This window comes from Elusimicrobiota bacterium, assembly GCA_016182905.1.
In the GTDB taxonomy this organism is placed as follows: domain Bacteria; phylum Elusimicrobiota; class Elusimicrobia; order UBA1565; family UBA9628; genus GWA2-66-18.
Genome location: JACPFR010000019.1, coordinates 23423 through 47655 on the forward strand (window position 1 = coordinate 23423; position 24233 = coordinate 47655).

25 protein-coding genes are annotated in these 24233 nt (G+C 67.0%); 6 read left to right on the top strand and 19 right to left on the bottom strand.

The window, feature by feature from the left end; translation table 11 throughout:
• Positions 1-19: 19 nt before the first annotated feature.
• From HYV14_07425 to HYV14_07450, 6 genes are all read left to right on the top strand, one after another.
• Positions 20-1471: an aldehyde dehydrogenase family protein gene (locus tag HYV14_07425; protein ID MBI2385827.1), complete on the top strand. Its 1452-nt coding sequence runs from the start codon at positions 20-22 to the stop codon at positions 1469-1471.
• A 55-nt stretch (positions 1472-1526) separates the two neighbouring features.
• Positions 1527-2783, top strand: a complete 1257-nt coding sequence (gene gabT, locus HYV14_07430) for a 4-aminobutyrate--2-oxoglutarate transaminase (GenBank protein MBI2385828.1) — start codon at positions 1527-1529, stop codon at positions 2781-2783.
• 107 nt (positions 2784-2890) lie between these two features.
• A complete protein-coding gene (locus HYV14_07435; GenBank protein MBI2385829.1) occupies positions 2891-5080 on the top strand; it encodes a TonB-dependent receptor in 2190 nt (729 codons plus the stop codon).
• Positions 5080-5613 (top strand): YfiR family protein, encoded by a 534-nt coding sequence (locus HYV14_07440; protein ID MBI2385830.1) that lies wholly within the window; start codon positions 5080-5082, stop codon positions 5611-5613. Before HYV14_07435 ends, HYV14_07440 begins: the two co-directional genes overlap by 1 nt.
• Positions 5610-7436 (top strand): PAS domain S-box protein, encoded by a 1827-nt coding sequence (locus tag HYV14_07445; GenBank protein MBI2385831.1) that lies wholly within the window; start codon positions 5610-5612, stop codon positions 7434-7436. Before HYV14_07440 ends, HYV14_07445 begins: the two co-directional genes overlap by 4 nt.
• Before the next feature lie 8 nt (positions 7437-7444).
• On the top strand, positions 7445-7867 hold the full coding sequence (locus HYV14_07450) for a response regulator (GenBank protein MBI2385832.1): 423 nt from the start codon (positions 7445-7447) through the stop codon (positions 7865-7867).
• Here HYV14_07450 and HYV14_07455 read toward each other — a convergent pair.
• From HYV14_07455 to rho, 19 genes are all read right to left on the bottom strand, one after another.
• Positions 7836-8339, bottom strand: coding sequence for a peptidylprolyl isomerase (locus HYV14_07455; protein ID MBI2385833.1), 504 nt, complete (start codon positions 8337-8339; stop codon positions 7836-7838). The genes HYV14_07450 and HYV14_07455 overlap by 32 nt on opposite strands.
• Positions 8340-8362: 23 nt before the next feature.
• A complete protein-coding gene (locus HYV14_07460) occupies positions 8363-8911 on the bottom strand; it encodes a thymidine kinase (protein MBI2385834.1) in 549 nt (182 codons plus the stop codon).
• 47 nt (positions 8912-8958) lie between these two features.
• Positions 8959-9945 carry a dTDP-glucose 4,6-dehydratase gene (rfbB, locus tag HYV14_07465; protein MBI2385835.1) on the bottom strand — a complete coding sequence of 329 codons (987 nt, stop codon included), beginning with the start codon at positions 9943-9945 and terminating at the stop codon, positions 8959-8961.
• Entirely contained in the window at positions 9942-10913 is a 972-nt protein-coding gene (locus HYV14_07470) for an SDR family oxidoreductase (protein ID MBI2385836.1), read from the bottom strand. Before HYV14_07470 ends, rfbB begins: the two co-directional genes overlap by 4 nt.
• Before the next feature lie 174 nt (positions 10914-11087).
• On the bottom strand, positions 11088-13166 hold the full coding sequence (locus tag HYV14_07475; GenBank protein MBI2385837.1) for an LPS-assembly protein LptD: 2079 nt from the start codon (positions 13164-13166) through the stop codon (positions 11088-11090).
• The gene (locus HYV14_07480) at positions 13163-14062 is read right to left on the bottom strand and encodes an ROK family protein (protein MBI2385838.1); all 900 of its coding nucleotides are present in this window, start codon (positions 14060-14062) and stop codon (positions 13163-13165) included. Before HYV14_07480 ends, HYV14_07475 begins: the two co-directional genes overlap by 4 nt.
• Complete coding sequence (locus tag HYV14_07485) at positions 14059-15306, bottom strand: bifunctional folylpolyglutamate synthase/dihydrofolate synthase (protein MBI2385839.1); 1248 nt, start codon at positions 15304-15306, stop codon at positions 14059-14061. The genes HYV14_07480 and HYV14_07485 overlap by 4 nt, the downstream gene beginning before the upstream one ends.
• Positions 15303-16556 (bottom strand): UDP-N-acetylglucosamine 1-carboxyvinyltransferase, encoded by a 1254-nt coding sequence (gene murA / locus HYV14_07490; protein ID MBI2385840.1) that lies wholly within the window; start codon positions 16554-16556, stop codon positions 15303-15305. The genes HYV14_07485 and murA overlap by 4 nt, the downstream gene beginning before the upstream one ends.
• A gap of 83 nt (positions 16557-16639) precedes the next feature.
• A complete protein-coding gene (gene prmC / locus HYV14_07495) occupies positions 16640-17497 on the bottom strand; it encodes a peptide chain release factor N(5)-glutamine methyltransferase (protein MBI2385841.1) in 858 nt (285 codons plus the stop codon).
• 102 nt (positions 17498-17599) lie between these two features.
• A complete protein-coding gene (gene prfA, locus HYV14_07500) occupies positions 17600-18652 on the bottom strand; it encodes a peptide chain release factor 1 (protein ID MBI2385842.1) in 1053 nt (350 codons plus the stop codon).
• Positions 18653-18733: 81 nt separating this feature from the next.
• A complete protein-coding gene (locus HYV14_07505) occupies positions 18734-19144 on the bottom strand; it encodes a type B 50S ribosomal protein L31 (GenBank protein MBI2385843.1) in 411 nt (136 codons plus the stop codon).
• A 20-nt stretch (positions 19145-19164) separates the two neighbouring features.
• Positions 19165-19557, bottom strand: a complete 393-nt coding sequence (locus HYV14_07510) for a DoxX family protein (protein MBI2385844.1) — start codon at positions 19555-19557, stop codon at positions 19165-19167.
• Positions 19558-19690: 133 nt separating this feature from the next.
• Positions 19691-19954, bottom strand: a complete 264-nt coding sequence (locus tag HYV14_07515; protein ID MBI2385845.1) for a Txe/YoeB family addiction module toxin — start codon at positions 19952-19954, stop codon at positions 19691-19693.
• Positions 19951-20193, bottom strand: coding sequence for a type II toxin-antitoxin system Phd/YefM family antitoxin (locus tag HYV14_07520; GenBank protein ID MBI2385846.1), 243 nt, complete (start codon positions 20191-20193; stop codon positions 19951-19953). The genes HYV14_07515 and HYV14_07520 overlap by 4 nt, the downstream gene beginning before the upstream one ends.
• A gap of 42 nt (positions 20194-20235) precedes the next feature.
• Positions 20236-20472 carry a CopG family transcriptional regulator gene (locus HYV14_07525; protein MBI2385847.1) on the bottom strand — a complete coding sequence of 79 codons (237 nt, stop codon included), beginning with the start codon at positions 20470-20472 and terminating at the stop codon, positions 20236-20238.
• A 186-nt stretch (positions 20473-20658) separates the two neighbouring features.
• A complete protein-coding gene (locus HYV14_07530) occupies positions 20659-21210 on the bottom strand; it encodes a hypothetical protein (protein MBI2385848.1) in 552 nt (183 codons plus the stop codon).
• A 34-nt stretch (positions 21211-21244) separates the two neighbouring features.
• Complete coding sequence (locus HYV14_07535) at positions 21245-21982, bottom strand: alpha/beta fold hydrolase (GenBank protein MBI2385849.1); 738 nt, start codon at positions 21980-21982, stop codon at positions 21245-21247.
• Positions 21979-22902: a M23 family metallopeptidase gene (locus HYV14_07540; GenBank protein MBI2385850.1), complete on the bottom strand. Its 924-nt coding sequence runs from the start codon at positions 22900-22902 to the stop codon at positions 21979-21981. Before HYV14_07540 ends, HYV14_07535 begins: the two co-directional genes overlap by 4 nt.
• Positions 22902-24230: a transcription termination factor Rho gene (gene rho, locus HYV14_07545; GenBank protein MBI2385851.1), complete on the bottom strand. Its 1329-nt coding sequence runs from the start codon at positions 24228-24230 to the stop codon at positions 22902-22904. Before rho ends, HYV14_07540 begins: the two co-directional genes overlap by 1 nt.
• Positions 24231-24233: the final 3 nt, after the last annotated feature.

A 24233-nucleotide genomic window follows, 5' to 3' on the forward strand; every position in this document is an offset into this window, starting at 1 on the left:
CGCCGTCAAGACGTACGAGATGCTCATCAACGGCAAGTTCGTGAAGGCGAAGAACGGCGGCCTGCGCGACATCGTCGACCCCGCCAGCGGCGAGCTCCTCGCCGTCGTGCCCGAGGCCGGCCGCGCCGACGTCAAGCTCGCGATCGAGGCCGCGCGCAAGGCCTTCGACGAGGGCCCCTGGCGCAAGACCTCCGCGCAGGACCGCGGCAAGTTCCTGTTCAAGATCGGCGACCTGATCCGCGCCAACGCGAAGTCCCTGGCCGAGCTCGAGGTCCGCAACATGGGCAAGCCGCTCGCCGAGGCGGAGTACGACGTCGCCGACGCGGCCAACTGCTTCGAGTTCTACGGCGGCCTGGCGACCAAGATCCACGGCGAGACGATGTCGGTGCCCGCGAACTCGATGAGCATCGTCGTGCGGGAGCCGGTCGGCGTGTGCGGGCAGATCATCCCCTGGAACTACCCCCTCCTGATGTCCGCGTGGAAGATCGCCCCCGCGCTCGCCGCGGGCTGCACCGTGATCCTCAAGCCCTCGGAGATGACGCCGCTGACCGCGCTGGTCCTGGCGCGCCTGACCGTCGAGGCGGGCCTGCCCCCGGGCGTCGTCAACGTCGTCTCCGGCCCCGGCGCGGGCGCCGGCGAGGAATTGGCCGAGAGCCCCCTCGTCGACAAGCTCGCCTTCACCGGCGGCACCGTCACCGGCCGCAAGATCGCGACCGCGGCCACCGGCAACCTCAAGAAGCTCACGCTCGAGCTCGGCGGCAAGAACCCGAACATCGTGTTCGCCGACGCCGATTTCGACTCCGCCGTGGACGGCGCGCTGTTCGCCGCCTTCGCCAACCAGGGCGAGGTCTGCTCCGCCGGCTCGCGCCTGCTCGTCGAGAAGTCCATCCACAAGAAGTTCGTGGAGGCGATGGTCAAGAAGATCCACCGCGTCAAGCTCGGCCACGGCCTCGGCGCCGGGGTCAAGATGGGCCCACTCGTCTCCGCCGCCCACCGCGACAAGGTCGAGGGCTACATCAAGGTCGGCCTCCACGAGGGCGCCAAGCTCGTCTGCGGCGGCGGCCGCCCCAAGGGCGCGGAGTTCGCCAAGGGGAATTTCGTCGAGCCCACCATCTTCGACGAGGTCAAGCCGACCATGCGCATCGCCCGCGAGGAGATCTTCGGGCCGGTGCTGTCCGTCATCGAGTTCAAGGACGAGGCGGAGGCGATCCGGCTCGCCAACGACACCGAGTACGGCCTCGCCGCCGGCGTGTGGACGCTCAACGTCAACAAGGGCATCCGCGTGCTCAAGGAGCTGCGCGCCGGCATCACCTGGCTGAACACCTACCATCCGACGTTCAACGAGATGCCCTGGGGCGGGTATAAGCAAAGCGGCCACGGCCGCGAGCTCGGGCTTTACGGCATAGAGGCCTATCTCGAGACCAAGCAGATCAACATCAACCTCGACGAGACTCCTCTTGGCTGGTACTAAAGTCAGGAGCATCGTCCTCAAGACCGCGGTCCCCGGCCCCAAGAGCCTGGCGCTCATGGCCCGGCGCAGGGCCGCCGTCGCGCGGGGACCGTTCCACGGGACCCCCGTCTTCGTCGACCACGCGCACGGCGCCTTGATCACGGACGTGGACGGCAACGTGCTGATCGACCTCGCGGCGGGCATCGGCGTGGTGAATAGCGGCCACACGCCGGAGGCCCTCGTCGAAGCGATCGGCGACCAGGCTGGGAAGCTGATCCACGGGAGCTTCAACGTCACGCCGTACGAGGGGTACGTCGCGCTGTGCGAGAAGCTCAACGGCCTCGCTCCGGGGAGGTTCGCGAAGAAGTCCTTTTTGGCGAACAGCGGAGCGGAAGCGGTGGAGAACGCGATAAAGATCGCTCGGGCTCATACGGGCCGACCGTCCGTCATCGCCTTTGAACATGCGTTTCACGGAAGAACGTACATGGCGATGACGTTGACGGCGAAAGAGAAGCCCTATAAAACCGGCTTTGCGCCTTTTAACGGCAACGTCTTGAGGGCTCCTTATCCCTACCCTTATCACGACGTCACGGCGGAGACGGCTTTTAAGGCATTTACCGACCTCGTGGAGAAGGAGAAAGCCTCGAACGCGGCGGCCGTCATCATAGAACCCGTCCTCGGCGAAGGAGGATTCATACCGGCGCCGAAGGAATTTCTGGCGAATCTTTCCTCGTTCTGCGCCCAAAACGGCATCGTATTGATCGCCGACGAGATCCAATGCGGCTTCGGCCGCACCGGAACCTTATTCGCGTCCGAGCAGCTCGATTTCGCCCCCGATCTCATCCTGACCGCCAAGGGTCTCGGCGGCGGCATGCCGGTCTCGGCGGTGACGGGACGCGCCGAGATCATGGACGCCCCGATCGAGGGCGGCATCGGCGGCACGTTCGGCGGCAACCCCGTGGCGGTCGCCTCGGCGCTCGCCGTGATCGGCCTGATGGAGGACCCGGCGTTCCTGCCCCGCGTCCAGGCGCTCGGCCGGTCCGTGCTCGAGACCTTGTCCTCCTGGAAGGAGGAATATCCCGTCGTCGGCGACGTGCGCGGCCTCGGGCCGATGCTCGCCTTCGAGCTCGTCAAGAACCGCTCCGCCAAGGAGCCCTTCGCCGACGGGGCGAAGGCCCTCGTCAAGCGCTGCTACGAGCGCGGCGTCGTGATCATGACGGCGGGCTCCTACGGCAACTGCGTGCGCCTGCTCTTCCCGCTCGTGATCACCGACGAGCAGCTGGCCGAGGCGTTCGAGGTCCTCGAAGAAGGCCTGAAGGGCCTCGAGCCTTAAGCGCGCGGAGCGGAAAGACCGTCGCGGCACGGTCAGTATAAGATTTATAATATTAATTTGCCCGGGCGTCATGTCAGGTACGCTCACGATTGAGTTATACCTTGCTCATGAAGCCAGCCCGGCCCCCCCGCCGCCTCGATCTCGCCGCGCTCCTGCTGGCGGCGCTCGCCCGGGCGGCCCCCGGCGAGGAGATCCAGAGCCTCAAGCGGCTCAGTCTCGAGGAGCTTCTCGACGTCCCGATCACGGTCGCCTCGGGATTATCCGAGCGGCCCTCCGGCGCGCCATGGAGCGCGCACGTCGTGACGGAGGAGACGATCCGCGCCCGCGGCTACGCCACGCTGCTCGACCTGCTCGAGGACGTGCCTCAGTTCGAGATCCAGCACAAGGACTCGGAGACCCGCCGGAACATCGTCAGCGTCCGCGGCCTCTTCGGCAACGAGCGCCTGCTCATCCTCTACGACGGCGTCCGCGTCACGCCCCCGTCCGGGGACATCTACGCGCTGAGCACGCAGTTCTCCCTGCGCAGCGCCAAGCGCGTGGAGATCGTCGTGGGCCCGATGTCGGCGCTTTACGGCCCCGATGCCTTCAGCGGCGCGATCAACATCGTCACGAAGAAGGGCGGAGAGCTCGAAGGGGCCCGCCTCTCGGGCGGGGGCGGATCCTACGGGACGTCGGACGTCTCGGCGTCGGGGGGGATCTCGTTCCTGCGCGGCGCGGAGTTCTCCGCGGCCGCCCACCGCTACGCGTCGGACGAGCCGTTCCTGCCGAGCCGCTACCCCGGCGATTTCGCCGCGGCGCCGCCGATCCCCGCGCGCCCCTACGAGGCAGGCACCGGCTCCCTGTTCTTCCACGGCCGTCTCAATCTGGGCCTCCTCGAGACGGGCTACCTGCGCATGGACGAGTCGCATTCATCGGCCACGGGCGTCAAGCCCGAGTTCTCGCTTTATGACAAGGACGCCCGGTTCCTGACCGTCTACGACACCTTCTACGCCAAGCACTCCTTTCTCACCGACGACGAAAGTTGGAAGCTCGACACCCACGCCGCCTTCCACTCCTACGAGATCGACCCCAAGAGCCGTTTCATCAACTCCTTTTCGAATTTTCGGGACGCCTACAAGTACGCCTACGACCGGACGTTCGAGTTCCGGGAGCAGGTCGCCTACCGGCTCGCGGCCGAATCTTCCCTGGTCGCGGGGATCAGCTACGAGGATCATTCGTCCCTCGCCTATTCGTCCGACCTCGATCGCCCCTTCGACACCGGCCGAAGCGCGCCATCCCAGGGTTTCCTCTATCCCGGCTCCGACGTCGTAGACCTCAACGGGAAGCCCTTGGGAATCCCGGTGGATTTCCATTATCTCCAATATCAGAACATAGGCGCCTTCGTCCAGCTGGGGCTCAAGCAGGAGCGCGCGAGCGTCACGCTCGGGGCGCGCTTCGACCACAACACGCGCTACGGCGACGCCGCCAATCCGCGCATCGGCGCCGTCTTCGAGCCCGTCGAGAGGCTCACGCTCAAGGCCAACTACGGCGAGGCCTTCGTGGCCCCCTCCCCTTTCCGTACGCACGGCCACTTCGGATCCTTCACGCCGACGACCAACGGCCTCGGCCAGATCACCGGCCTGCAGAGCTTCTTCTTCACCTTGCCCAACCCCGGCCTGCGGCCCGAGAAGCTGAGGGAATGGGACGCCGGCGTTTCGTACCGCTTCACCGAGGCGGTCTGGGGAAATCTCAACGGATACTACACGGAGGTCACGCACCTGATCCAGGACGACGTCGTCTCGGGACCCGGCGTCTTCAAGGGCTGGCCCGTCGCCGCGATCGCGAACTCCGTCAACCGCGGCTTCTCGCGGACCTACGGAGGGACGGCACGCATCGACGCGCTGGCGCACGCGGGCGCCTGGTCCTTCAAGCCCAACGCGGCCTACACCTGCTCAGCGGGCAGCGTGGACGGAGGCGTCCTGGCCTACAGCGCCAGACACTCGGTTCAGGCGGGCCTCGAGGCGGGGCGCGGCAAGCTGACCATGTACCCCCGCGTGATCTATCGCAGCCGCACCTACAGCGCGACAAAAGATCCCCAGGGCGGCCTGCAGAGCGCCGCCCCCTACGCGCTCGTCAACGTCCACGTCCGATACAAGGATATCGTCACGACGCCGTTCCGCCTGTCCTCGTACATCGGCGTCACCAACCTCTTCGACCTGCGCTACCGCAACGCCGCATTCACCGCCGGCTCGGTGGGCTTCCCCGCGGTCCCGCAGGACCCTCTCCGCGTCGCCGGCGGCCTGGAGCTGGAGTTCTGATGGCTCCGCGCCTTCTGCTGACGGTGATCCTGGCGCTGCCCGCCGCGGCCGCGGCCCCGCCGATCGCGGCGGCCGAGGTGAAGGCGGTCTTCCTTTACAATTTCACGAAGTTCGTCGAATGGCCGCCCGAGTCCTTCCCGTCTCCGCGGTCGCCCATCGTCATCGGCGTGCTGGGCTCCGACCCTTTCGGCGCCGTCCTGGACCAAACCGTCGCCGGCGAAACCGTCAACGGCCGGCCCATCGAGATCCGGCGCTTCGCGCGTTTCGCGGACCTGCTGCCGTGCCACATCCTCTTCATCTCGGCTTCCCAGGAAGAGCGCGTGCCGGTGATCCTCAGCCGCCTGCGCCGAACGGCGACTTTGACCGTCGCGGACATGGATGGATTCGCGACGCGCGGCGGGGCCATCGAGCTCCGGGTCGAGGGCGGCCGGATGCGCTTTGAGATCAGCCGGGAGGCGGTGGACGACGCCGGCCTCAGGGTGAGCGCACGCCTCCTCAACCTGGCCAGCGCCGTCCGCCCGAGGCGCTCATGAGACGGCGCTTCGCGGGCCTGAAGCTCGGAACGAAGCTTCTGATGGTCATCACCGGCACCAGCGTGCTCGCCCTGTCGCTGGCCTGCGCGGGCTTCATCGCCTACGAGATCTCCGCCTTCCGCGCCCGCGCCGGACGGGACATGGACCTGCGGGCGGCGATGCTCGGCGCCGGCGGCGCTCCCGCCCTGGCCTTCTCGGACGAGAAGGACGCGATGGAAACGCTCGCCATTCTTCGGGCCGATCCGTACGCGGCCGCGGCCCAGTTCTACGCGAGCGACGGGAGCCTTTTCGCCTCCTACGTCCGCGAGGACGGGCGCGGGGGTCCGCCTCCGCGGCCGGCGAGCGACGGCCACGTTTTCTCATGGGAGCGCCAGACGACCGCCTCGGGAGTCTACCTGGCGGGCCGGCGCATCGGGACGGTGGTCTTGACGAGAGACCTCGGCGAGATGCGTCGCAGCCTGGCCGCCGTCCTCAGCATCTCGCTCGTGCTGCTCCTCGGCTCCTCGCTCACCGCGCTGGCGCTCGCGGCCCGGCTGCAGCGCGTGATATCGGAGCCGATCCTCGACCTGACGCGCGCGGCCGAGGCGATCGCCGAGCAGGGCGACTATTCGTCCCGCGTGGCGGCGCGCGGAGGCGACGAACTCGGCGTCCTCGTCGCCGCCTTCAACGAGATGCTCACCCAGATCCAACGGCGAGACGCGGCCCTGCGCGATTCGCGGCAGCGGCTGGCCCTCCTGGTCGAGTCGACGCCTCTCGGCGTCATCGTGTGGGACCCCGACTTCCGCGTCCTCGAATGGAACCCGGCCGCCGAGAGGATCTTCGGCTACCCGCCCGGGGAAGCGAGTGGAAAAGAGGGCACGTTCATCTTGAGCGAGCGCACGTGGACCACTCAGGTCAAGGCCGTTTGGGAGGATCTGCTGGCGCGGCGCGGCGGCTCGCGATTCACCAACGAAAACGTCGCCAAGGACGGACGGACCATCATCTGCGACTGGTACAACACGCCCTTGGTGGGCGCCGGGGACAAGGTGATCGCCGTCGCCTCCATGGTCGACGACGTCACCGAGCGCAAGCGAGCCCAGGACGAGCTCCGCAGCCTCACCGACCAGCTGGAGCGGCGGGTCGCGGAACGCACGGCCGAGCTTCTCGCCCTCAACAAGGAGCTCGAGACGTTCTGTTATTCCGTCTCTCACGACCTGCGCGCGCCCCTGCGCGCGATCAACGGCTTCAGCAGCCTGCTGCTCGCCAATTACTCGGGCCGGCTCGATGCCGAAGGAAAAGACCACCTCGCGCGCACCGCCGCGGCCGCCCGCCGCATGTCGGAGATCATCGACGACCTGCTCGATCTCTCTCGCGTCACGCGCACCGCGATGAGGCCGGTCCCCGTCGACCTCGGCGCGCTCGCCCGCGACATCGCGGGCCAGCTGCAGGCGCGCGAGCCCGAGAGGCGGGTGGACGTCGTCATCGACGCGGGCGCGCCGGCCTTGGGCGACCCGAGCCTGCTGCGCCTGCTGCTCGAGAATCTGCTGTCCAACGCGTGGAAATTCACCTCGCGAACGGCCGCGCCCCGCGTCGAAGTGCGCGCCCGGCGGGAGGGCGGGCGCACGGTCTACTCGGTGCGCGACAACGGCGCGGGCTTCGACCCGGCCTACGCCGACAAGCTCTTCAAGCCCTTCTCGCGCCTCCATACCGAGGGCGAATTCGCCGGAACGGGCGTCGGCCTGGCCACCGCCGCGCGCATCATCGAGCGCCACGGGGGCCGGATCTGGGCGGAAGGCGCGGTCGGCCTCGGCGCCGCGTTCCATTTCATCCTGCCGGAAACCTGAGGGATCCCATGCTCGAAAAGACGATACTGCTGATCGAGGACAATCCGGACGACGCGCACCTGACCTTGGAGGCATTCAAGGCGGCCGGAGTCCGCGCGCGCTTCGCCGTCGCGACGAACGGCTCCGAGGCGCTGAACTACCTGCGCGACGCGGAGGAACCGCCGGCGTTCATCCTGCTGGATCTGAATCTGCCCAAGCTCAGCGGCCACGAGATCCTCGAACGCATCCGCGCGGGTCACGGGACGAAGTCGGTCCCGGTCATCATACTGACTTCCTCGATCGAGACCGCCGATCTGGTCCGCTGCTACGCGCTGGGCGCCAACAGCTTCGTGCGCAAGCCCGTGGACTTCGGGCAATTCCTCGACATCGCCCGGCTGCTGGGGCGCTACTGGCTCGAGATCAACGTGGCTTTGCCGGCTGGACGAGCTTGACCTTCTCCATCTTGACGGGCGTCTTCGGCCGGTCGGAGCCGTCGCGCGGGGAATCCCCGATCTTGACGACGACGTCCTGGCCCTCGATCACCTGGCCGAAGATCGCGTGGCGGTTGTCGAGGTGCGGCGTCGCGGCCAAGGTGATGAAGAACTGGGAGCCGCCGGTGTCGGGGCCCGCGTTCGCCATGGACAGGACGCCCGCCTTGCTGTGCTTGAGCTTGGGATGGAACTCGTCGAGGATGGTCCAGCCGGGACCGCCGCGGCCGGTGCCCGTCGGGTCGCCGGTCTGCACCATGAACTTGGGGATCACGCGGTGGAACAGCACGCCGTCGTAATAGCCCTTCTCCACGAGCTTCAGGAAGTTCGCGACCGTATCGGGCGCTTCCTTCGGGAACAGCTCCACGGCGATCTTGCCGAGGGTGCTCGCGATCTCGACGACGGGATTGTCGGTCTTATAGGGGCGGTCGGCCATGTTGATCTCCTCTTTTAGCGCTCTTAGCGTTTGAAACAGCGGCGGCAGCGGGCTTCGTATTTGTCGGCGGCGCCGACCTCGACGACCTTGCGGCCGCCGGAGAGGCGCTGGGAACGGTTGGCGGGGTTGCCGCACAGCATGCAGATGGCCAGGTTCTTCGTGACGAACTCGGACAGGGCCATCAGGCGCGCGGTCGTCTCGAAGGGCTCGCCGCGGAAGTCCTGGTCGAGGCCGGCCACGATGACGCGCCGGCCCTCGCCGGCGAGCCTCTCGCAGACCCCGATGATGTCGGCGTCGAAGAACTGGACCTCGTCGATGCCGACGACCTGGGTCTCCGGGTCGATCCGGGTCAGGATGTCCTTCGCCTTGGCCACCGCGATCGAGGGCGTCTTGACCAGGTCGTGGGAGACGATGTGGTCCTTCGCGTAGCGCACGTCGAGGGCGGAGTTGAACACCTGGACCTTCTGGCGCGCGATCTGGGCCAGGCGCAGGCGCCGGATCAGCTCCTGGGTCTTGCCGGAGAACATCGAGCCGACGACGATCTCCATCCAGCCGCCGTGGCTCCAGGACATCGGGGCCGCGGGGCGGTGGCCGTTGACGAGGGTCTTCTTCTTCCTGCTCATCTCTTGTAGGCCTTCTGGACGTAGGCGCGGTAGCCGCCGGCGACCTTCAGCGGCCGCCACCAGGCCTCGTTGTTCATGTACCAGGAGATGGTCTGCGCCAGGCCGCGCTCGAAATCGTACTCGTGCTTGAAGCCGAGGCGCTTGAGCTTGGAGCAGTCGAGGGCGTAGCGCCGGTCGTGGCCTTTCCGGTCCTCGACGCGCGTCACCAACCCGCTCGGCTTCTTCATGAGCCGCAGGACCTTCTCGATGAGCTCCCGGTTCTGGCACGTGTACGAGCCCCCGATGTTGTACACCTCGCCGAGCGTTCCCTTCTCGAGGACCGTCAAGATCGCGCGCGCGTGATCCCGGACGTGCAGCCAGTCGCGCACCTGCCTGCCGTCGCCGTACTGCGGGAAGGGCTTGTCCTCCATGAAGTTGGTGATCATGAGGGGCAGGGCCTTCTCCGGATACTGGTACGGGCCGTAGTTGTTCGACGCGCGCGTGGTCAGCACCGGCGCCTTGTGGGTCACGAAATAGGAGCGGACCAGCAGGTCCGAGGCGGCCTTGGAGGCGGCGTACGGGCTGTTCGGCTCCAGGTGGTCGCCCTCCTTCGAATATCCCTTGGGGATCGAGCCGTAGACCTCGTCGGTGGAGACGTGAAGGAAGCGCTTCACCTTGTGCCGCAGGGCCGCGTCGAGCAGGACCTGCGTGCCGATGACGTTCGTCTTCAGGAACGCGCCCGCGTCGAGGATCGAGCGGTCGACGTGCGTCTCCGCCGCGAAGTGGACGACGTGATCGCAGCCCTTCATGGCGGCGTCCGCCGCCTTGGCGTCGCAGATGTCCTTTTTGACCGTCTCGACCTCGAGGCCCTTCAGGTTCTCGGGGTTGCCGGCGTAGGTCTGCTTGTCCAGATTTACAATCTTCCAGTCAGGGCGTTGTGTCTTAAGAAAGCGAATGAAATTCGCGCCGATGAAGCCGAGGCCGCCGGTGACGAGGACCTTCATTTCCTCTTACCGTGCTTCTTGGGGAAGTACTCGTTCACGAAGTAGTTCCAGGTGTCGCGCAGGCCCTCGTCGAAGCCGACCAGGGGCTCGTAGCCGAGCTGCTTGCGGATCTTGCGGTTGTCGGCCCAGGTGCGGCGGACGTCGCCGCCGCGCATCGGGTGGTGGCGCCGCTTCAGCTTGAGGCCGATGATCGCCTCGATGCCCTCGACCACGTCGAGGAGGCTGTAGGTCTCGGAGTTGGCCACGTTGTAGACCTCGCCGGAGGTCGACTTCGGCCCCTTCGCGGCGAGGAGGTTGGCGCGCACCACGTTGGCGACGAAGGTGAAGTCTCGGGACTGCCTGCCGTCCCAGTGCACGTCGAGGGGCACGCCGAGGTAGGCCTGCTCCATGAACTTCGGGATCACGGCCGAGTACAGCGACTCGGGGTCCTGGCGCGGGCCGAACACGTTGAAGTAGCGCAGGGAGACGGTCTCCAGGCCGAAGGACTTGGCGAACACGATCGCGTAGTGCTCGCCGGCGAGCTTGGAGACGGCGTAGGGAGACATCGGCTGGGGCCGCATGTCCTCGCGCTGCGGGAACACCTTGCAGGCGCCGTAGGCGGAGCTCGACGAGGCGTACACGAAGCGCTTGACCTTCGCGTCGCGCGCGGCGACGAGCATGTTCAGCGTGCCGGTGACGTTCGCCTCGTTCGACGGCTGCGGCCGGTCCATGGACTTCGGCACCGAGCGGATCGCGGCCTCGTGCAGGACGTAGGTCGCGCCCTTGCAGGCCTTCGCGCAGTCCGCCGGGCGCGTGATGTCGCCCTTCAGGAAGTCGATCCTCGAGCGGACCGCGGCGAGCTTGTCCAAGGAGCCGGTGGAGAGGTTGTCGATGACGCGGACGCGCTCCCCGCGGCGCGCGAGCTCCGCGACGAGGTGGGAGCCGATGAAGCCGGCGCCGCCGGTGACGAGCCAGAGTGGTTTGGACATGGTGAACGCCATATTAGCATTTCGAAGTTTGGCGGATGTTTGGTTGTCCGATCCGCGTCCGCCTGCTACCCTGATCACGACGGAAACAGGAGGACACGCTATAGAAAGAGCCCGACGTTCGGACTTGGCGCGTTTCACGGAGCTCCCCGTGCTCGGACGGGGAGCTCCTCCGTTCTAGGGGCGGAGGTCGTCCTGGACGGCGCGCTCGGGGAAGAGCTCGGTCTCCCAGTCGCGGCGCGGGGCCTGCTTGGGGTCGAAGGTGCCGAACTTGAAGTCGACGCGGACCGACGCCTCGCCGACGCCGCCGGGGCGGAAGCGGCCGGCGACCTTGGTGTAGAAGTCGTGCCAGCGCTTCGTCCAAGAGAACTCCTTCTCGAAGACGCGCCAGCCGTGCAGGCCGCCGACGCCGCGGGAGCTCTCGGCCTGGCCGCGGATGCCGAACGCCAGGCGCCAGGTCGGGCTCGACGGCGCGATCGCGAAATCGAGGCTGCCGACGTACTTGCGCGAATCGAGCGCGTTCCAGGAGAAGCCGCCGCCGATCGCCGCTCCCTCGTCGTCGCCCCAGCGGGCGTCCACGATCGCCGCCTGGTTGCCGTCGTCGAGCGCGTAGGTGTCGCGCACGGTGAGGTTCAGGCGCGAGGTCGGCGCCCAGCTCGCGTCGGCGGTGATGGGCTGGACGCGCCGGCGAAAGCCGATGGTCCGGTCCCGGAAGGTGCGGAAGTCGTAGCCGGAGGAAAGCCGCGCGTACATGCGCGGCGCCGGGATGAACACGTCGGTGAGCGTGAGCAGGTTCTCCTCGACGCCCTTGTCGACGGCGCCGCGGTCCTGGCGGAACTCCCCCGCGCGGAGCCGCTCGCGGTACGACTGCGTCAGGTCGACGCCGCCGACCGGCGTGTCGAAGCGCAGAGTGCCGGACGCCGACGGGCGGCCGATCACGGCGTCGAACGCGGCGACCGTCGAGCCCGAGACGGCCGCCTGCTCGAAGCGGTTGTAGTAGGTCTCCTGGTAGCCGAGCTTCGGCGTGAGGCTCACGCCGCGCATGAGCGCGAAGGTCCGCGTCCCCTCCCAGCCGGCGCCGACCGTCTTCTCGATGTAGGACCGGCCCCGGGCGAAGGTGTTGTCGGCGAAGCCGTTCAGGGTGTTCAGCCAGGGCAGGCGGCCGAAGCGCAGGGGCTGGCTGATGACGTCGAGGCGAGGGTAGCTCTCGCTGGTCTTCAGGAAGCGGACGCGGCTCTCGTCGGCGGTGTCGACGCGCGAGTACGAGAGGCGCGCGGTGGCCTGCGCGAAGCGATGGGTGAAAGCGCCGCCGTTGACGAGCTCGGAGGTGACGCGGAAGGAGTTGCCGCGGGAGTAGTTGTTGTTGAAGTCCGAGTCGGACTGCACCTGCAGCCGCCCCTGGAAGGAGGTCGAGGAGAACAGCGCCTGGTACTGCTGGCCGAGCACCGCCCAGCGGCGGTCGCCGGTCGAGGTCTCCTTGATCGTGTAGCCGAACAGCGCGCCGCGGGAGTCCTCGCCTTCCCGGCGATGCAGCTCGCCGCCGAAGCCGCCTCCCTGCTTCAGGTAGTAGTCGGCGTAGAGCTTGCTGTACATCGTGTCGCCGTGGTCGGTCGTCAGGGTGTTCTTGAGGAACGGCCCGTTGCGCTGGTCGTAGCCGGGCTGGCTCTTCCAGCGCAGGTAGTGCCTCTGGGACAGGGACTTGTACAAGAACGGGAGATAGAAGACCGGGACCTCGCCCAGGTAGAACAGGACGTTGCGCGCGATCATGTGCTTCTTCGGCTTGACCGTGATGGTCGAGGCGCGGAAGTGGTAGTGCGGCGGCTTATTGCCGCAGCTCGTGAACTCTCCGCCCAGGTAGTCGAGGCGCCGGTTCTCGCCGACCTTCGCCTCCTTGGCGCGGATGCGCCAGTCGGCGTGGCCCGCGCTCGTCCGCTGGAGGCGGCCCGTGTGCCTGGCGAAGTCGAACTCGCCGGACTCGCCGTACACGGCGGAGATGCCGTCCTCGACGAGGAGCGGGCCCTCGGAGCGGCCGCGGCGGCGCTCGGTGTCGATCCACAGCTCCTGGCCCTTCACGGTCCAGGTGGACTCGTTGAGCACCACGTGGCCCTGGAGGTGGAGCTGCTGGCGGTCGGCGTCGAACTCGACCTCGTCGGCGGCGTAGTCCAGGCGCGGGCCGGGAGGCGGCTCGGGGAGGGCGTATTCCTCGGCGCGCGCGGCGCCGCCGAGGAGCAGGAACAGCAGGGCCGCTCGGATCACCCCCGCTTCTCCCGGGACAGGAGCGCGGCGCCCACCACGCCCCAGTCGCGCTCCGCCGGGGACGACAGGACGACCTTCCGGAAAGGCTCGCGGAACGGCTGGGCGGCGAACACGCGGCGGACCGGGTCGAGCACGAGGCGGCCCGCGCGCGCCACGCCGCCGAGCAGGAGGACGGCGTCGGGGTTGAGGACGAGGATCAGGCCGGCGAGGCCCTGGCCGAGGCGGGTGCCGACCTCGTCCCAGACCCGGAGCGCGCCGCGGTCCCCGGCGAGGGCGGCATCGGCGACGGCCTTCGGCGTCAGCGGGGACGGGACGCGGCGCATGTGCGCCTTGGCCGAGCGCAGGATGCCGTAGGTCCCCGCGTAGGCCTCGAGGCAGCCGCGGCGGCCGCAGTGGCACGGGGGCCCGTCCAGCTCGAGGGTGAGATGGCCGATCTCGCCGGCGGAGCCGGTGGCGCCGCGGTGGAGGCGGCCGTCGATGATCAGGCCGCCGCCGACGCCGGTGCCGAGGGTGACGCCGATGACGGTGCGAGGGACGCCCTTCAAAGCGACTTTGTAGCCGCCCCAGACGGCGGCGTTGGCGTCGTTCTCCACGTGCACGGGAACGCCTAACGACTTCGAGAACTCCTTCTTGAACGGATAACCCGTCCAGCCCTTCAAATTAGGAACGAAGAGAAGAGAACCGGTCTTTGCATCCACGCCCCCCGCCAAGCCTAACCCGACGGATCCAAAGGTCCATGCTTTCACGATCGCCGCTGCGCGGCGTTTGAAATCGGCGGGGCCTTTGGATGGCTCGGTGGGGATTTGGAGGGACTCCACGATAGAACCCGACGGAGTCACCAAACCGATCTTCGTGTAGGTGCCGCCGACGTCGATACCGACGGAAAATTTCTTCATTTGTATTTCACGGCCTTCAGGGCGGCGCCGGCGAGGTACAAGGAACCCGCGCAGACGGCGACCTGAGGGGCCCTCTTGTCTTTTCGCCACGCGGCGATCGCGGTCGCGGGATCGCGCTCGATGGTCACGTGCGCCTTCGGCGCGGCGCGGCGGACGTGCCCGGCGAAGTCGAGAGGCTCGAGCGCGCGCGGGCTCGGGGGCCGGACGAGCACGGCCTCCTTGATGAACGGCGCCAAGGGCGAGAGGACGCCGCGCGCGTCCTTGTCCTTCATGATGCCCATGATCCAGCGCGCCGGCTTCCTCGAGAGCGGCGACGACCTCCAGGTCGCGGCCAACGCGCGGGCGGCCTCGGGGTTGTGGCCGCCGTCGACGATGAGGGTCTTCTTGCCGAGCCTGATCGCCTGGAAGCGTCCCGGCCACGCCACCTTCGCAAGGCCCGTGGTCCAGGCAGACTCGGAGACCTCGAGGCCCGAGGCCTCGACGGCGGCGCGGGCCAAAGCCGCGTTATGGCCCTGACGCGAGCCGAGAAGGGACAGCTCGTAGGAACGGCCGGACGGCGCGCGCAAAGTCTGGGAGCCCTTCCTCCAGTCGGCGCGAACGGCCTTCCACGGCTTGCGCACGACGACCGGCGTGCCGCGCAGCGCGGCGCGGCGCAGGACCGGGAGGTCCGGGCGCACGGCGGGGCGGCCGGCCTTGAAGATGCCGGTCTTCTGGCGCGCGATCGCGGCCAAGGTCTCCCCCAGGTACGCCTGATGGTCGTAGTCGACCGAGGTCACGACCGCGGCGAGCGGCGCGGGAACGACGTTCGTCGCGTCGAGGCGCCCGCCGAGCCCGGTCTCGAGCACCATCACGTCGCATCGCTTCGCGGCGAAGTGCTGGAAGGCGATCGAGGTCAGCAGCTCGAAGTAGGTCAGGCGCTTCTTCCCGTCGGCCCGCAGCGCGCGCGCCAGCAGGCGGGAGAACCCGGCCTCGGAGATCTTCCGCCCGTCGACGGTGATCCGCTCGCGGACGTCGAGCAGATGCGGCGAGATGAAGAGCCCGGTGCGGCGGCCGGAGGCGGTCAGGACCGAGGCGAGCATCGCGCAGGTCGAGCCCTTGCCGTTCGTCCCGGCGACGTGGAACGCGGGCACGGTCAGATGCGGGTCGCCGAGCGCGGCGAGGTGCGCGCGCACGCGGTCCAGGCCCAGCACGATCTTCGTCTCCTGGCGCTCCTCGAGGACCGCGAGGGCGGCGGCGAAGGTCATTTCTGCCGCTCGAGGCGGGCGCCCGCTCCGGAGAGCTTCTGCTCCACCGCCTCGTAGCCGCGGTCGATGTGGTAGACGCGCGCGATGGTGGTCCTGCCCTTGGCCGCCAGCCCGGCGACGAGCAAAGCCGCGCCTGCGCGGATGTCGGAGGCCATGATCGGCGCGCCCGACAGGCGCTCCTGGCCGGCGACCACGGCGGTGCGCCCCGACACGGCGATCTGGGCGCCCATGCGGCCGAGCTCGGCGGCGTGCAGGAATCTATTCTCGAAAACCGTCTCCGTCACTTTGGCGAAGCCGCTGCAGAGGGTCATCAAGCTCATCCACGGAGCTTGAAGGTCCGTCGGGAAGCCGGGATGAGGCTTGGTCACGACGGTCACCGCCTTGGGCCGCCGGTCCATCGAGATCTCGATCCACGCCTTGCCGGTCTTGACCTTCGCCCCCGCCTTCTTGAGCGCCGAGAGGACCGCGGTCAGGTGCGACGCGTCGGCGCCCAAAAGCTTCACGCGCCCGCGCGTCTCGGCGCAGGCGAGCAAGAACGTCCCGGCCTCGATGCGGTCCGGTATGACGCGGTGCCGCGCGCCGTGCAGTTTCGTCTTTCCGACGACGGTCACCGTCGCCGTCCCGGCGCCGTGGACCAAGGCCCCGAGGCTTTGCAGGAACCGCCCGAGGTCCTCCATCTCCGGCTCGCGCGCCGCGTTCTTGATCACCGTCTTCCCCTCGGTGGCCGCGGCGGCCATCATCAGGTTCTGCGTGGCGCCGACGCTCGGGAAGCGGAGCTTGATCGCCGTCGCGTCGAGCCTCGGCGCGGACATGATGATGTCGCCCTGGTCGGCGATGCGGCGCGCGCCCATGGCCTCGAAGCCCTTCAGGTGGATGTCGATCGGCCGCAGGCCGATGGCGCAGCCGCCGGGGATCGGCACGCGCACCAGCCCGAAGCGGGCCAGCAGCGGGCCGGCGGCGAGCACCGAGGCGCGCATCTGCTTGACGATCTCATAGGGCGCCTGAGTCTTCAATGACCCGGTGGACAGGACCTTCACGGTCGAGCCCTCGACGACGACCTTCTTGCCGAGGCTCTCGAGCAGGCGGAACGTGGTGCGCAGGTCGCGCAGGGTCGAGGGGACGTTCTCGATCACGCACGGCTCGTCGGTGAGAAGGGTCGCGATCAGGATCGGGAGGGCCGCGTTCTTGGCGCCGCTGACCTTGATCGTTCCGTTGAGGGGTATTCCGCCTTCGATGACGAGCTTATCCATGGGAAAGCCAATTTACCATTTCTGCATGCTCTGAGGATTTCCACAATTGCATGCGCGTCGGGGGGCCGGAGGACGCGGGGAGGTCAGTTCGGCAGCGCGCCGATCGCGAAGCGCTCGAGGCCCTGGGCGTCCTTCTTGATGACGATGCTCTTGAGCCCCGCGGCGGCGAACAGCTTGGTCACGGCCGGCCCCTGCTTGGCGCCGATCTCCATGGCCAGCACTCCGCCCGGCTTGAGCATCTTCGGCGCCATCGCGGTGATGGCGCGGATCGCGTCGAGGCCGTCCTTGCCGCCGTCGAGCGCCATGCGCGGCTCCTTGAGGACCTCGGGCTCGAGGCCGTCGAGGTCCTTGGTCGGGATGTAGGGAGGGTTGGAGACCATCAGGTCGGCCCAGCCTCTCAGTCCCTGCTTGTCCGAAAACAGGTCTTCACGGACGAACCGGATGCGGTTGCCGACGTGATGGGCGATGGCGTTTTTCAGGGCGAGGTCGAGGGCCTGCTTCGAGAGGTCGGTCGCGAAGATGGTCGCCGACGGGAGGAGCTGGGCCAACGCGATGGCGATGCAGCCCGTGCCGGTGCCGATCTCGAGTATCTTCGGCGAGGCGGCGCCCGACGCCTTGACCAGGCGCTCGCACTCGATGACGAGCTCCTCGGTCTCGGGACGGGGCACGAGCGAGTCGCGCGTGACCTCGATCTTGATGCCGAGGAAGGGCTGATGTCCCAGTATGTAGGCGATCGGGATGCGCTTGCCGCGCCACTTGAGCCAGTCGAGGAACTGATGGCCTTCCTTGGCCGTCAGCTCGCGCGTGCCCTGGGCGACCGCGGTGAGGCGGCCGACGCCGAGCATCTCGGCCATCAGGAACTCGGCGTTGGCCCTCGGCTCGGGGACGCCGCGGTCGACGAGATAGGTCTCGCCCTTCCTCAGGGCCTCGGCGACGTTCACTTGGATGCCGCGGCAACGGCGCCGCGGGTCTCGGTGCTCATGTCGGCCTTCATTTCGACGCCGCGGCAACGGCACCGCGGGTCTCGGCGCTCATGTCGGTCCTCATTTCGACTCAGCCATCAGGAGCCGGCGCTGCTCGTCGCGCAGGGCCTCGAAGACCTGGCCCATGTCGCCTTCCATGATCCCGGCGAGGTTGTGCCAGGAGCGCTCGAGGCGGTGGTCGGTCACGCGCGACTGCGGGAAGTTGTAGGTGCGGATCTTCTCCGAGCGGTCGCCGGTCCCGACCTGGGACTTGCGCTGGGAGGCGTTGGCCGCGGCGGCCTTGATGCGCTCGGCGTCGGCGAGCATCGCGTACAGGCGCTTCATCGCCTTCTCGCGGTTGCGGCCCTGCGAGCGCTCCTCCTGGCACTCGACGATGAAGCCGGTAGGGAGATGGGTGATGCGCACCGCGGTCTCGACCTTGTTGACGTTCTGGCCGCCGGCGCCGCCGGCGCGGTAGGTGTCGACCTTCAGCTCGTCGGGGCGGATGACGATCTCGGCCGACTCCTCGACCTCGGGCATCACGGCGACGGTCACGGTGGAGGTGTGGATGCGCCCCGCGGCCTCGGTGGCGGGCACGCGCTGGACGCGGTGCACGCCGCCCTCGTAGCGCAGCCAGGAATAAACGTCCTTGCCGGACACGAAAATGACGGCCCCTTTGACGCCTTTGCCGTTCGTGCTGAGCTCCTGGGTCTCCACGCCCCAGCGCTTGGTCTCGCAGAAGCGCATGTAGGCGCGCAGCAGCTCGCCGGCGAAAAGCCCGGCCTCGTCGCCGCCCGCGCCCGCGCGGATCTCGAGATAGCAGCTCTTCGAGTCGTTGGGATCCTTGGGGAGAAGATCCGCCGCGATGTCGCTCGACAGCGCGTTCCAGCGCTCCTCGAGCTTCGGCCTCTCCTCGTCGGCCATGGCCTTCATGTCCGGGTCGGCCTCCATCGCCTTGAGCCCCTCGAGTTCGCCCTCGACGCGCAGCAACTCGCGCACCTTGGCCATCATCGGCGCCAGCTGGGAGTGGCGCACGGCCAGCTCCTTCATCTCGGCGGCCGACAGCGCTCCCGACGCGAGCTTTCCTTCGAGCTCGCGGTAGTCGTTGTCCAGCTTGGCGATCTTGGGATCCATGGTTTAAGGGGTGAGGCGGGGGCCGTCAAAAGAAGCAGGCCCCGGCCATTTCTGGCCGGGGCCCGTTTCGGAGCGAGACCGCTAGTCCTTCTTCGCGGGCTTGTCCTTCTTCGGAGCGGCCTTCTTCGCGTCCTTGTCTTCCTTCTTCACGGCGGTGGAGAGAACCTTTTCGCGCTTCGCGGTATGGCCCACGTGGACGAGGCGCTTGGCCTGCGTCTTCGCGACCTTGCGATCCACGGTCTTGCCCTCGGACGAGACGAAGCGCTTCTTGAAGCGGTCGATGCGGCCGGCGGTGTCCATGACCTTCTGCTGGCCCGTGTAGAACGGGTGGGAGAGAGCGGAGATGTCGAGCTTGACCATCGGGTAGGTCTTGCCGTCCTCCCAGACGACGGTGTCCTTGGCGATGACGGCCGAGCGGGTCAGGAAGCCCTTGTTGGCCGAGACGTCCTGGAACACGACGGTGCGATAGAGGGGGTGCAGGTTCTTCTTCATAATAACGTCAGTATAGCAAATTAATCGCGCCCGACGGAGAATTTTCCAGGCCCCTGGCAGGCGATGAAGAGGAACACGAAGCAGTAGACGACCGCCAGTTCGCCCTGGTTGACGGCCGGGAAGAACCCGGAATTGAACTGAAATTTCCAGTGGAATTGAGAATAGGCGACGGCCATGGTGCCGCTGGAGATAAAGGCCGCCCAGCGGGTCTGGAAGCCGACGGCTATCATCAGGCCGCCGAGGAACTCGATGATCCCGCCGAACCACATCTGCGAGCCGATGGTCAGCGGAGGCATCTGCGCGGGCGCCAAAACGCCGAACAGCTTCTGCGCGCCGTGGAAGGCGAACATCCAGCCCGACATGAAGCGCAGCGCGGCGTAGGCGTGCTCGGAATACGGGGCGAGTTTTTTCATACACGTATTATAAATCATCGGGCGCGCGCGATTGTCGGCATAACGCAGACGATCTGCTGCCGCCGCTATCCAAAGTCCATCCCCATCCGAGGCGGCGGTCAGCAGAATCGAATCTGGTTATGCGCAGACGACATCATTCGTAGTGGGTCCAAAGCCGGATGACTTTAACCGTTTTTTCTTCCGTTAAAACCTGATAGACCAATCGGTGCTGGATATTGATCCGTCGGGAGTAAGCGCCCGCAAGATCCCCAACCAGTTTTTCATATGGGGGCGGGTTCTGGAACGGGTTCTTCCGCAGGACTTCAAGCAGTGCTTCCGCCTTCGGTCTTAGTCCCGCGGAAGACAGCTTCTTCGCGTCCTTTTGTGCCTGCTTGGTGAAGACGAGTTGCCAACTCACCAAGCGAGCTTTTTGGACAGCTTGCTGACGGGCGCCTTGAGGCCGGCGCGGATGGACTCACGCATCCCAGGGATGGAAAGCAAGTGGAGGGTTTCCTGGATCGAGCGCCAATCCTCTTCGGAGACGAGAACAGCGCTCGAGCGCTTCCCCGTGATTTGAACAGGCTCATGCGAGGCAGCCGTTTGGTCGAGGAGCTTGTAGAGCTTGGCTCTGGCAGTGCTGGCGGTTAGAGTGGTCATTTTTGGTCTCCCTTAGAAGCGTACCGGAAATCGTACGCTTTGTCAAGGGCCCAGGTGCCCCGCGGCGTAGGCGTCGATGAGGCGGCGCATGATGGTCTGGTAGGGCGTGTGGTACTTCTGCGCCACCTTCTTGAAGTAGTCCACGCTGGATTTGCTCAGGGCGATGGTGACCTTGATCCGCACCGGGCTGTGCGCGAGGACCTCGGGGGGAGGAAGGAAATCCTTGATGACGCGCAGCTTCCCGGAAGGCTCATCCGTGTAAACGATTCGCTTTCTCATAAAGGGTCCTCCACTTCCGCCAATATCCGGCGCCGATGATCCGGATGCGGTCGCCGCGATACGTGAAGCGAACGGACCGCGCATGGACAGCATGCCAGCGGTATGTATATATCGCCATACTTAATTATGGCTTCGAAAATGGAGCTCATCCCTCCATACGATCGAGAGTGCCGAATTGTTCCCACGCTATTGCATGGCGTAGTGGTGGATCAGTTCCGATATCAGCCGCTGATACGGCACGCCTTGGGCTTTCGCCTTATCCTTGATGCGAGCCAGGTCGTTGCTGTTGAGACGCAGGCTGATGGCGACGTCCTTGCGCGCGCGCTTCAACAGGGCGACGAAGGAATCGAATTCCTCCCTGGAGACGGGCTTCCATTCACCACGCTCGATCTCGCGCTCGAGCTGCCGTTCGTATTTCGATAATTTGACCGGCTTCATGACGTCCTCCTGCGTCTCCACTCCCTCGTATAGAGCCTGTTCGGATATGCCGTCTTGAAGAAGATCACGTTTTCCCCATGAACGAAAGGGAGAACCCAAACGTACTCTCGAAACCAGACGAGCGAGTCGCTGATGGGGCCTCGCGGCATTGTCGCGAAGTTCGAGCGTCGGAGCCCGCAACAGCTCCGGGAACGATGCGTCGCGTAGTCGGATCAGCTCGAGGTTTTTCTCCTCGGACCAGGCGATCTTCGATTCATTGTAATACAACTGTATATACATTTCAAGGGAACGGTTATCCATCCTCTCATACGATCGAGGGGGCCGAATTGTTCCCTTAGAGGCGGTTCAGGAAGGAGAGCAGGCGCTCGTTGAAGGCGGCGGGGTTTTCGGCGCTGGTGAAGTGGCCGGCGTCGGGGATGAGGTGCAGCTCCGCGCCGGGGATGCGGGAGCGCATGGCTTCCGAGAGCGGCAGGGGCGTGATCTTGTCCTGGGAGCCGACGAGCACCGCGGTCGGGGCGGTGATCTTGGACAGGCCGGGGACGGCGTCCGGGCGGGCGGCGAGGGCGGCCAGGGCGGCCATCACCGCCTCGGGCGAGGATTTGGCGGCCACGCCGTGCAGGAAAGACGACGCCTGGAGGTTCGCGATCGCGTCCTTGAGGAACGGGCCGAGGAAGGGCTCCACCCCGTTCTTGCGCACGAAGTCGATGGCGGCGGCGCGCTTGGCCTTGTTCTCGTTGGCGTCGGGCTCGGCGCGGGTGTCGCACAGGACCAGGCCGGCGACGCGCTCCGGCGCCGCGGCGGCGATCTGCAGGGCGACATAACCGCCCATGGAGAGGCCCACGAACACGGCCTTGCCGTCGAACGACTCCAGGACGTCGGCGGCGGCGTGCTCGATCAGCCAGGGTGCGGCGAGCGGGGTCCCCCCGAAGCCGCGCAGGTCCGGGATCAGGACGCGGAAGCGCTTGAGCGCGGAGATCTGGGGCTCCCACATCGCGCCGGACATGGGGAAGGCGTGGAGCAGGACGACCGCGGGGCCGTTCGGATCGCCCCACTCGCGGACGGAGAGCCTCATCGCTTGCCGATCTTCGAGGTGGGGTTGACGGCCTTGCCGTTGCGGTCGCGCACCTCGAAGTGGAGGTGCGGGCCGGTGGAGATGCCGGTCGAGCCGACGCGGCCGATCATCGTCTTGCCGCGCTGGACCATATCGCCGACTTTCACCATCGTCTTCGACATGTGGCCGTAGCGCGTGGACTCGCCGTTGTTGTGCTTGATGACGACGACCTGGCCGTAGCCGTCGTTCCAGGTGGCCTCGATGACGCGGCCGGAGCGGGCGGGGTAGATGGGCGTGCCGTAGGGCTTGGGGATGTCGAGGCCGTCGTGGTTGCGGCGGCGCTTGAGCACCGGATGGTAGCGCGAGCCGAAGCGGGAGGAGATGCGCGGCGGGGCCTGGGACTCGAACGGGAAGCGGTAGGTGTCGAAGTTGACGCGGATGCCGGGGAGGAGGACGCGCTCGCCGCGCTCGAACTCCATGGGCTCGAGCAGGGCGATGCCGGGGAAGTTGTTCGCCTTGATGACGTCTTCCTTGAACTTCCGGCGCTCCGCGGTCCCGGACTTGAACCGCGCGACGATGGTGTCGAGCGTCTCCGAGGAGCGGCGCACCTCGTAGAGCAGGCCGTCGCCGTTGAAGACGGTCATGCGCATGCCGGGGTACATCAGCACGAACTCGTTGTTGTTGGTGGCCTGGAAGGCCGCCAGGTTCGAGCCGTAGTTCTTCGCCAGGTTGCCGATCCAGCCCTCGCCCTTCCTCACGCGGTGCTCGGCGTGGAGCAGGCGCCGGGACTTCGCCAGGATCTCGGGGCGGGGCTCGTCGGGGCCGGGCGGCGTGAGGACGGAGAAGCGCTGGAACGCGGCGGCGCCCGGATCCCCGGACGCGATGACCGCGGACCGGACCGGAAGGACGAGGAGCGCCAGCGAAATGACGGCTTTGATCATCAACCGACCATGTTGGAGAGTTCCATTGATTTTAGGAATTCTTTGTTCGACTTGGTGCCCAGGATCTTCTCGCGGAGGAGGTCCATGGCCTCGACGGACGACAGCGGCGCCAGGACCTTGCGCAGGATCCAGATCTTGTTGAGCTCGTCCTCGGTCATCAGCAGCTCTTCCTTGCGCGTGCCGGTGCGGTTGATCTCGATGGCCGGGAACATGCGGCGGTCGGCGAGCTTGCGGTCGAGGTAGGCCTCGGAGTTGCCGGTGCCCTTGAACTCCTCGAAGATGACCTCGTCCATGCGCGAGCCGGTATCGATGAGCGCGGTGGCCAAGATGGTGAGGGAGCCGCCTTCCTCGACGTTGCGGGCCGCCCCCAGGAAGCGCTTCGGGCGCTGCAGCGAGGTCGCCTCGAGGCCGCCGGACAGCACGCGCCCGGAGGACGGCGTGCAGGTGTTGTAGGCGCGCGCCAGGCGCGTGATCGAGTCGAGCAGGATGACGACGTCCTTGCCCAGCTCGACCATGCGCTTGGCCTTCTCGAGGACCATCTCGGAGACCTGGACGTGGCGCTCGGCGGGCTCGTCGAAGGTGGAGGCGATGACCTCGCCCTTGATCGTGCGCTTGCACTCGGTGACCTCCTCGGGCCGCTCGTCGATGAGCAGGACGAGGATGACCGTCCCGGGATGGTTCTTGGCGATCGCGTTGGCGATCTTGCCCAGGATGATGGTCTTGCCGGTCTTGGGCGGGGCGACGATGAGGCCGCGCTGGCCCTTGCCGATCGGGCAGATCAGGTCGAGCAGGCGTCCGATGACCTCCTCGCGCGTCGTCTCGAGCGTGTACTTCGCGTTCGGGTGCAGCGGCGTGAGGTTGTCGAACAGCGGGCGGTCCTTGATCGTCTCGGCGTCGATGCCGTTGATCTTCTTGACCTGCAGCAAGGCGAAGAAGCGCTCGCCGTCCTTGGGCGGGCGCACGAAGCCGGCGACGGTGTCGCAGCGCCGGAGGCCGAACTTCTTGATCTGGGACGGCGACATGTAGATGTCGTCCGGGCCGGGGAGATAGGAGTAGTCGGGCGAGCGCAGGAAGCCGAACCCGTCGGGCAGGATCTCGAGGACGCCCTCGTCGTAGATCATGCCGTTGGCCTTGAGCTGGCCCTCGACGATCTTCGCGATCAGCTCCTGCTTCTTCAGGCCGCTGAGGCCCTCGAGCTTGAGCTCCCTGGCGATCGCGTTGAGCTCGGCCATGGTCTTCTTGGCCATCTCGGCCGTCTCCAGCGGCTTGAGCGCGGCGGCCGCCGCCGCGGTCGGGACCGGCGCCGGGATCTTGGGAGTTTCGGTCATAGG

Bases quoted from the DNA above. Each gene is read 5' to 3' on its own strand.
- HYV14_07425 (MBI2385827.1), top strand. From the start codon at position 20: ATGCTCATCAACGGCAAGTTCGTGAAGGCGAAGAACGGCGGCCTGCGC.
- rho (MBI2385851.1), bottom strand. From the start codon at position 24,230: ATGACCGAAACTCCCAAGATCCCGGCGCCGGTCCCGACCGCGGCGGCG.
- HYV14_07460 (MBI2385834.1), bottom strand. From the start codon at position 8,911: ATGTCCTGGAGCCACGGCGGCTGGATGGAGATCGTCGTCGGCTCGATG.
- HYV14_07485 (MBI2385839.1), bottom strand. From the start codon at position 15,306: ATGACCTTCGCCGCCGCCCTCGCGGTCCTCGAGGAGCGCCAGGAGACG.
- HYV14_07440 (MBI2385830.1), top strand. From the start codon at position 5,080: ATGGCTCCGCGCCTTCTGCTGACGGTGATCCTGGCGCTGCCCGCCGCG.
- gabT (MBI2385828.1), top strand. From the start codon at position 1,527: ATGGCCCGGCGCAGGGCCGCCGTCGCGCGGGGACCGTTCCACGGGACC.
- prfA (MBI2385842.1), bottom strand. From the start codon at position 18,652: ATGGATCCCAAGATCGCCAAGCTGGACAACGACTACCGCGAGCTCGAA.
- HYV14_07445 (MBI2385831.1), top strand. From the start codon at position 5,610: ATGAGACGGCGCTTCGCGGGCCTGAAGCTCGGAACGAAGCTTCTGATG.
- murA (MBI2385840.1), bottom strand. From the start codon at position 16,556: ATGGATAAGCTCGTCATCGAAGGCGGAATACCCCTCAACGGAACGATC.
- HYV14_07505 (MBI2385843.1), bottom strand. From the start codon at position 19,144: ATGAAGAAGAACCTGCACCCCCTCTATCGCACCGTCGTGTTCCAGGAC.
- HYV14_07520 (MBI2385846.1), bottom strand. From the start codon at position 20,193: ATGACCACTCTAACCGCCAGCACTGCCAGAGCCAAGCTCTACAAGCTC.
- HYV14_07455 (MBI2385833.1), bottom strand. From the start codon at position 8,339: ATGGCCGACCGCCCCTATAAGACCGACAATCCCGTCGTCGAGATCGCG.
- HYV14_07540 (MBI2385850.1), bottom strand. From the start codon at position 22,902: ATGATCAAAGCCGTCATTTCGCTGGCGCTCCTCGTCCTTCCGGTCCGG.
- HYV14_07450 (MBI2385832.1), top strand. From the start codon at position 7,445: ATGCTCGAAAAGACGATACTGCTGATCGAGGACAATCCGGACGACGCG.
- HYV14_07435 (MBI2385829.1), top strand. From the start codon at position 2,891: ATGAAGCCAGCCCGGCCCCCCCGCCGCCTCGATCTCGCCGCGCTCCTG.
- rfbB (MBI2385835.1), bottom strand. From the start codon at position 9,945: ATGAAGGTCCTCGTCACCGGCGGCCTCGGCTTCATCGGCGCGAATTTC.
- HYV14_07530 (MBI2385848.1), bottom strand. From the start codon at position 21,210: ATGGATAACCGTTCCCTTGAAATGTATATACAGTTGTATTACAATGAA.
- HYV14_07535 (MBI2385849.1), bottom strand. From the start codon at position 21,982: ATGAGGCTCTCCGTCCGCGAGTGGGGCGATCCGAACGGCCCCGCGGTC.
- HYV14_07510 (MBI2385844.1), bottom strand. From the start codon at position 19,557: ATGAAAAAACTCGCCCCGTATTCCGAGCACGCCTACGCCGCGCTGCGC.
- HYV14_07525 (MBI2385847.1), bottom strand. From the start codon at position 20,472: ATGAGAAAGCGAATCGTTTACACGGATGAGCCTTCCGGGAAGCTGCGC.
- HYV14_07470 (MBI2385836.1), bottom strand. From the start codon at position 10,913: ATGTCCAAACCACTCTGGCTCGTCACCGGCGGCGCCGGCTTCATCGGC.
- HYV14_07480 (MBI2385838.1), bottom strand. From the start codon at position 14,062: ATGAAGAAATTTTCCGTCGGTATCGACGTCGGCGGCACCTACACGAAG.